The following is a 7203-nucleotide window of genomic DNA, read 5'->3' on the forward strand; positions in this document are numbered from 1 at the left end:
TGTCGCTGACGGGGCCGATGTCGTCCCGGCGTGCCAGCATCAGCAGAACCAGCGCACAGAGCACGCCGCACAGCGGCAGTAACCCGCCCAGCACCCGTGCGGGCAGCACACTATGCGAAGCGCGACGAACCCCGGAGGGAGCACGCTGGGCGTGCCGCCATGCCGTCCAGAAGCCGTATCCCACCGCGGCAAGCGCCGCCAGCAGCAGGAGCAACACCAGACACAGCAGCGTTCCCTTGGTTTGCTGCTGCGCATCGCCCTGGGTGAGCCACTGCCAGGCCAGCACCGCCAGCGTAGGCGGGTTGCCCGGCCCGAGCACGATCGCCACATCCACCACGGAAAGCGACCAGGCGAGCACCGCCAGCATCACGGCGCCCAGCGCGGGGGCGATTGCCGGGAGGACGAGCCAGTTGAGCGCCTGCATTCGTCCGTAGCCGAAGGTATGCAGGACAATTTTCTGCTGTACGAGGCGCTTTTCAGGCAGCGCGGCGTAGATTGTCCACAGAACGAACGCGCTCTCTTTGACCGCAAGCGTCAGGCCAAGCCCGATACCGTAGCGGTCAAGCTGCGGCGAACAGACTGTACAGATCCGGTAAAACTGCCCCCCTTCCGCAAACAGCAGCAGCGCGCTGGTGGCGAAGGCGACGTGCGGCACGGCTAACAGCCACGGCAGACGGGTGCTCAGGCGCTGCCAGCCTTCACCCGGCCAGAGAAGCGCAAGCAGGGTCAGGGCGATAAACAGTGAGCCCAGCGTCGCGATAAGCGTGGAAACCAGCGTGGCGGCCAGCGCCTGCGGCAGCTGCGGGTCGGCAAACAGCGTCGCCCAGTTGCCGGGAGAAAACGCCGGGGCCAGCAGCATGCCGCTGGCGGGAAGCAGGGGCAGATAGATGACCGCCATTGCCGCCCAGACCAGCCCGCTTAGCGGGTTCCGTAGCGGCGAAGCCATTCCTGCTCCAGGGCGTTAACCCAGGCGGCGTGCGGTTCGGGAAGCACATCAGGCGTGCTTGATGGGGTAAAGGCGCGAAGCTGTTTTGCCGCTTTCGCAGGCAGTTTTTCGCCATCCAGCACGCTCGGGTCACCCCAGACGTCAGGATTAGCTTTGCGGATCTGCGCCTGTGGTGACAGCAGGAAATTCGCCACCACTTTCGCACCTGCGCTCGCGCTGGCGTTTGCCGGGATGGCGACAAAATGGACGTTGCCGATCATGCCTTTGAGAAAGCCGAAACTGTAGCTGTCGGCAGGCAGTTCACCGCTCGCCACCTTTTGCATCGCATGGGCGGGGTTAAAGGTGAGCGACAGGTTCAGACTGCCGCTGGCCAGCAGCGTATCCATGCGCGCAGGCGACGGAGGAAAATCGTTCCCTTCGCGCCACAGCAGGGGGTGCAGCGTATCAAGGTAATCCCACAGCGGCGCGGTGACCTGCGCAAAGGTACTGTCTGGCGCGTTTTTTAACGCCTCCGGATGGGCGGTCAGCGCCAGCAGTAGCTGCTCAAGAAACGCCGTGCCGGTAAAATCCGGCGGTCGCGGATAGCTCACCTTGCCAGGGTGCTGTCGGGCGTATACCAGCAGCGCGTGGGGATCTGCCGGTGGTGTCGGCGTACTCGCTTTACGGGCGATAAAGGTTAATTGCGCGCCGCCCCACGGGGATTCTGCCCCATCGGTCGGGATGGCAAAATCTTCCGTTACCGGTTTACGGGTATCGACGTAGCGCCAGTTGGGCAGGGTTTGCGCCCAGCCGGTGAGCAGCAGGTTTGCCGCTTTCAGGTTGCGGAAGTTTTCCCCGTTTACCCAGAGCAGATCCACCGACCCGTTACTGCTACGTCCTGCGGCATGTTCCGTCTGGATCCGCTTCACCGCGTCGGCGGCATCGGCCAGATGAACGATCTTCAGGTTGATGGCGTAGTGCGTTTTCATCTCGCCGCTTACCCAGTCGAGGTAGCGGTTAACGGCCTCGTCACCGCCCCAGGCGTTAAACCAGACGGTCTGCCCGGTGGCCTGTTGCTGAATGGATTGCCAGCTCTTTGCGGCGAAGGCAGAGGTTGCCAGCAGCAGACTCGTCAGAAACGCGCAAAAACGCACCCGGCGCATAATGCCTCACTTTTTAATCGAAGGGATGTAACGGGAAAACAGCCAGCGAGTGACCAGCGGTAATAACCCTAACAGTGTAAAGGCGAACAGCAGTCCCGGCGACAGAATATCTCGCAGCGAGGTAAGTTTTCCCAGCTCGCGTCCGGCGTTCAGATAAATGACGGTGGCAGGTAGCATCGCAAGCTGGCTGACCCACCAGTAGTGACGCACCCTGAGACGGGTTAGCCCCATCAGCAAATTGACCAGAAAGAACGGGAACAACGGCATCAGGCGCAGGGCAAAAAGGTAGCGTGCGCCGTCGCGATCCATTCCCGCATCTATCGTGCTCATCTGTGCGGCAAAGCGCCGCTGCACCCAGTCGCGCAGCAGATAACGGCTGACGAGCATGGCAAGCGTGGCGCCGAGCGTCGAGGCAAATGACACCAACAGCGTCGCCTCCCACAGGCTGAAAAGCGCCCCGCCGAGCAGCGTCAGAAGCGCGGCTCCGGGGATCGATAGCGCGGAGAGCAGAACGTAAACCGCAAAATAGAACAGCGCGCTCTGAAGGGGCGCTTGCTCCACACGAGCGAGCAACGTTTGCTGGTGTATTTTTAGCGTGTCGAGGGAGAGCATGCCCGGAGGAAGCAAAACAACAATTAAAACAAATGCGCCCAGAAGGGCGCACAGGAGACTGATTTTTTTAATATTCACTGAAGTTTACAGCTTGAACGTTGCCCATACCGGCGCATGGTCGGACGGCTTTTCCATGCTGCGGATGTCATAGTCGATACCGGTTTCGATGCAGCGTTCGGCCAGGGGGGCGCTCGCCAGCAGCAGATCAATACGCAGGCCCCGGTTGTCATCAAAGCCTTTAGAGCGGTAGTCAAACCACGAGAAACGGTCCTGCGTTTCCGGGTTAGCCGTGCGGAAAGTATCCACCAGCCCCCAACCCAGCAGGCGCTCCATCCACTCGCGCTCCTCCGGCAGGAAAGAGCATTTGCCGGTGCGCAGCCAGCGCTTACGGTTCTCTTCGCCAATACCGATATCCAGATCCGTCGGGCTGATATTCATGTCGCCCATTATCAGCACCGGGTTTTCTTTTTTGAGTTCGGTTGTCAGGTAGTTTTGCAGATCCTGATAAAACTTCGCTTTGGCCGGGAATTTGGTTTCATGATCGCGGCTTTCACCCTGCGGGAAATAGCCGTTGATGACGGTCACATTGCCGAGTGCGGAAGGAATTTCCGCCATGATGATGCGGCGCTGCGCCTCTTCACCGTCACCCGGGAAGCCACGGCGCACCGACACCGGCGTATCTTTGGTCAGCAGCGCAACGCCGTAGTGGCCTTTCTGACCGTGGTAAAAAACGTTATAGCCCAGCTTCGCTACCTCTTCGAGCGGGAACATATCGTCGTGAACTTTTGTCTCCTGCAAGCCGATCACATCTGGCTGATGTTGCTCAACAATCGCTTCAAGCTGGTGAGGGCGGGCACGCAGGCCGTTGATATTAAAAGAGACAAATTTCATAGTCGCTGCCAATGCAAGGTGAATAGTGCAAGGATGGTAGCAGAATTTACGTCGTCTGTTATCCGCTTCGCCCAATTACTGCGACAGATAATGCCAACGGTGCAATATTTGCACCATTTCGGCGCGTTTTGCCCTCGAACAGGGCGTAAACGACCGATAAATTTCGCGAGCGATCACAATTCCAGAATTATATTTGGCCTCTGCATACTCTTTCTTGTTTTCATGCGGCAAAGCGCCGCTTGTCGTAAAAATATTCACTATTTATGCATTATAAGTGAATATCTCCATATTGTAACTCATTGATATTCTGTTACCCAAACCCATTTATGCATTTTTATCGCTGGCTGGCACGAACGCTGCAATCTACATTCACAGTGCAAACACTCAATTATTTAACATTTAAACAACCTTTTATTTACCGGATGAGGTCGCTATGTCTCTGTCAGTTACGCGTGAAAATTTCGATGAATGGATGATGCCGGTATACGCTCCGGCGGCTTTTATTCCGGTACGTGGGGAAGGCTCTCGCCTGTGGGATCAGCAGGGCAAAGAGTATATCGACTTTGCAGGTGGGATTGCGGTGAATGCGCTGGGGCATGCAAACCCGGCGTTGCGGCAGGCGCTGAATGACCAGGCGGCGAAATTCTGGCATACCGGCAACGGTTATACCAACGAACCGGCATTGTGTCTGGCGAAGAAGCTGATAGACGCCACCTTCGCAGAAAAAGTCTTTTTCTGTAACTCCGGCGCGGAAGCGAACGAAGCGGCGCTGAAGCTGGCGCGCAAATATGCGCACGATAAATTCGGCGCGCATAAGAGCGGCATCGTAGCCTTTAAAAATGCTTTCCATGGCCGCACGCTGTTTACCGTCAGTGCGGGCGGTCAGCCCTCATATTCTCAGGATTTTGCGCCGCTGCCGCCGGATATCCGTCATGCGGCGTATAACGATTTACACTCTGCCAGCGAGCTGATTGACGACACCACCTGTGCGGTGATTGTCGAGCCCATGCAGGGGGAAGGCGGTGTCATGCCCGCCCAGAAAGCGTTCCTGCAAGGGCTGCGCGAGCTGTGCGATCGGCATAACGCGGTCCTGATTTTTGACGAAGTCCAGACCGGCGTGGGCCGCACGGGTGAGCTGTATGCCTACATGCACTATGGCGTGACCCCGGATGTGCTCTCAACAGCCAAAGCGCTCGGCGGCGGTTTCCCGGTGGGGGCGATGCTGACCACCGAAAAATTCGCCAGCGTGATGACCGTGGGCACTCATGGCACCACATACGGCGGCAACCCGCTGGCAACCGCTGTCGCCGGACAGGTGCTGGATATCATCAACACCCCTGAGGTGCTGAACGGCGTGAAGCAGCGTCACCAGTGGTTTGTTGAGCGACTCACGGCCATTAACAGCAAAACTGGCCTGTTCAAAGAGATCCGCGGTCTGGGGCTGTTAATAGGCTGTGAGCTTGCCCCTGAGTTTGCCGGCAAAGCGAAGCTGATTTCACAGGAAGCGGCAAAGCAGGGCGTAATGGTGCTGATTGCCGGTGCTAACGTGGTGCGGTTTGCCCCTGCGCTGATCGTCAGCGAGGAAGAGGTCAGAACTGGCTTAGATCGTTTTGCGCTGGCCTGCGAACAGGTGAAGTCCGGGGTGTCATCATGATGGTCATCCGTCCCGTTGCGCACGGCGATCTCGCCGGGCTTATGCAGCTTGCCGGTAAGACAGGGGGCGGGCTGACCTCGCTGCCTGCCGATGAAAAAACGCTGTCGGCGCGCATTGAGCGCGCCCTGCAAACCTGGCAGGGGACGTTGCCAAAAAGCGAACAGGGCTATGTGTTCGTGCTAGAAGATACCGACACGGGGACCGTGGCGGGGATTTGCGCTATCGAGGTGGCCGTCGGGCTTAATGATCCGTGGTACAACTACCGCGTCGGCACGATGGTCCACGCTTCGAAAGAGCTGAACGTTTACAACGCGCTGCCGACGCTCTTCCTCTGTAATGACCATACCGGCGCCAGCGAACTCTGCACCCTGTTTCTCGATCCGGACTGGCGCAAAGAGGGCAACGGTTATCTGCTCTCCAAATCGCGCTTTATGTTTATGGCCGCCTTTCGCGACCGCTTCAACGAAAAAGTGGTCGCGGAGATGCGCGGCGTGATTGATGAGACGGGCTACTCGCCGTTCTGGGAGAGTCTGGGCGAACGCTTCTTCTCCATGGAATTTAGCCGGGCGGATTACCTGTGCGGCACCGGTCAGAAGGCGTTTATCGCCGAGTTGATGCCGAAGCATCCTATTTATACCCATTTCCTAACGCCAGAAGCGCAGGCGGTGATCGGCGAAGTTCACCCGCAAACCGCCCCGGCCCGCGCGGTGCTGGAGAAAGAGGGATTTCGCTACCGTAACTACGTCGACATCTTCGACGGCGGCCCGACGCTGGAATGCGACATTGACCGCGTTCGCGCCATCCGTAAAAGCCGCCTGGTTGAGGTTTCAGAAGGCCAGCCCGCGCCGGGCGAGTGGCCAGCCTGCCTGGTTTCGAACGAGAATTACACCAACTTCCGCGCCATGCTGGTGCGAACCAACCCATCATGCGAGCGTCTGGTACTGACGGCTGCGCAACTGGATGCCCTGAAATGTAACGCTGGCGACACGGTTCGCCTGGTGCGGCTCTGCCCTGAGGAGAAAACAGCATGACTCTATGGATTAACGGTGACTGGGTTACGGGCGAAGGTGACGCGCGGACAAAAACTAACCCGGTCGGCCAGGAGGTGCTCTGGTCTGGGAACGACGCAAGCGCCGGGCAGGTTGAGCAGGCCTGTCAGGCTGCACGCCGCGCGTTTCCGGCGTGGGCGAAACGGCCATTCTTCGAGCGCCAGGCGTTGGTTGAGAAATTTGCTGCGCTGCTGGAGGCCAATAAAGCCGAGCTGACCCGCATCATTGCCTGCGAAACCAGTAAGCCGCGCTGGGAGGCAACAACCGAAGTCACGGCGATGATCAACAAAATTGCGATATCGGTGAAGGCGTACCATACCCGCACCGGCGAGCAGCATACCGAGATGCCAGACGGCGCTGCCACGCTGCGCCACCGTCCGCACGGGGTACTGGCGGTGTTTGGCCCGTATAACTTCCCCGGGCATCTGCCGAACGGGCACATTGTGCCTGCGCTGCTGGCGGGGAATACCGTCATCTTCAAGCCGAGTGAGTTAACCCCCTTAACCGGAGAAGCAGTGGTAAAACTCTGGGAGCAGGCGGGGCTGCCGCCGGGGGTGCTGAATCTGGTGCAGGGCGGGCGTGAAACCGGTCAGGCGCTGAGTGCGCTGAGTGACATTGACGGTCTGCTGTTTACCGGCAGTGCCGGAACGGGCTATCAGCTGCATCGTCAGCTGGCGGGGCAACCGGAAAAAATTCTGGCGCTGGAGATGGGCGGCAACAACCCACTGATTGTGGAAGATCCGGAGGATATCGATGCCGCGGTCCACTTGACCATTCAGTCGGCGTTCATTACCGCCGGACAGCGCTGCACATGCGCCCGCCGCCTGCTGGTTAAGCGCGGCGCGCAGGGGGATGCGTTCCTGAAGCGTCTGGTGGAGGTGAGCGCGCGTCTGGTTCCCGCGAAATGGG

General features: G+C 59.0%; 6 protein-coding genes and 1 pseudogene. 3 read left to right on the plus strand and 4 right to left on the minus strand.

Going from position 1 to position 7203, the window contains the following annotated elements:
• The 4 genes and pseudogenes from DD606_RS23055 to xthA all read right to left on the minus strand — a co-directional run.
• Positions 1-946, minus strand: a pseudogene (locus DD606_RS23055) (thiamine ABC transporter permease); the annotation flags it as partial.
• Positions 919-2079, minus strand: coding sequence for an ABC transporter substrate-binding protein (locus DD606_RS23060; protein WP_255573118.1), 1161 nt, complete (start codon positions 2077-2079; stop codon positions 919-921). The pseudogene DD606_RS23055 and the gene DD606_RS23060, both read right to left, overlap by 28 nt.
• Positions 2080-2094: 15 nt before the next feature.
• A complete protein-coding gene (locus DD606_RS23065) occupies positions 2095-2778 on the minus strand; it encodes a TVP38/TMEM64 family protein (protein ID WP_032609023.1) in 684 nt (227 codons plus the stop codon).
• A 6-nt stretch (positions 2779-2784) separates the two neighbouring features.
• Positions 2785-3591: an exodeoxyribonuclease III gene (xthA, locus tag DD606_RS23070; protein WP_022650885.1), complete on the minus strand. Its 807-nt coding sequence runs from the start codon at positions 3589-3591 to the stop codon at positions 2785-2787.
• Between the two features lie 433 nt (positions 3592-4024).
• On the opposite strand from xthA, the gene DD606_RS23075 reads away from it, so the two are divergent.
• From DD606_RS23075 to DD606_RS23085, 3 genes are all read left to right on the plus strand, one after another.
• A complete protein-coding gene (locus DD606_RS23075) occupies positions 4025-5245 on the plus strand; it encodes an aspartate aminotransferase family protein (RefSeq protein ID WP_059294585.1) in 1221 nt (406 codons plus the stop codon).
• The gene (astA, locus tag DD606_RS23080) at positions 5242-6276 is read left to right on the plus strand and encodes an arginine N-succinyltransferase (RefSeq protein ID WP_022650887.1); all 1035 of its coding nucleotides are present in this window, start codon (positions 5242-5244) and stop codon (positions 6274-6276) included. Before DD606_RS23075 ends, astA begins: the two co-directional genes overlap by 4 nt.
• A partial coding sequence (locus DD606_RS23085) for a succinylglutamate-semialdehyde dehydrogenase (RefSeq protein WP_129259219.1) occupies positions 6273-7203 on the plus strand: 931 nt, incomplete at its 3' end. The genes astA and DD606_RS23085, both read left to right, overlap by 4 nt.

The sequence above is a fragment of the Enterobacter cloacae complex sp. GF14B genome, from assembly GCF_004136805.1.
Classification (GTDB): domain Bacteria; phylum Pseudomonadota; class Gammaproteobacteria; order Enterobacterales; family Enterobacteriaceae; genus Enterobacter; species Enterobacter hormaechei_C.

Excerpts from the sequence above, each read along its gene's own strand:
- xthA (WP_022650885.1), bottom strand. The coding sequence starts at position 3,591 with ATGAAATTTGTCTCTTTTAATATCAACGGCCTGCGTGCCCGCCCTCAC.
- astA (WP_022650887.1), top strand. The coding sequence starts at position 5,242 with ATGATGGTCATCCGTCCCGTTGCGCACGGCGATCTCGCCGGGCTTATG.
- DD606_RS23075 (WP_059294585.1), top strand. The coding sequence starts at position 4,025 with ATGTCTCTGTCAGTTACGCGTGAAAATTTCGATGAATGGATGATGCCG.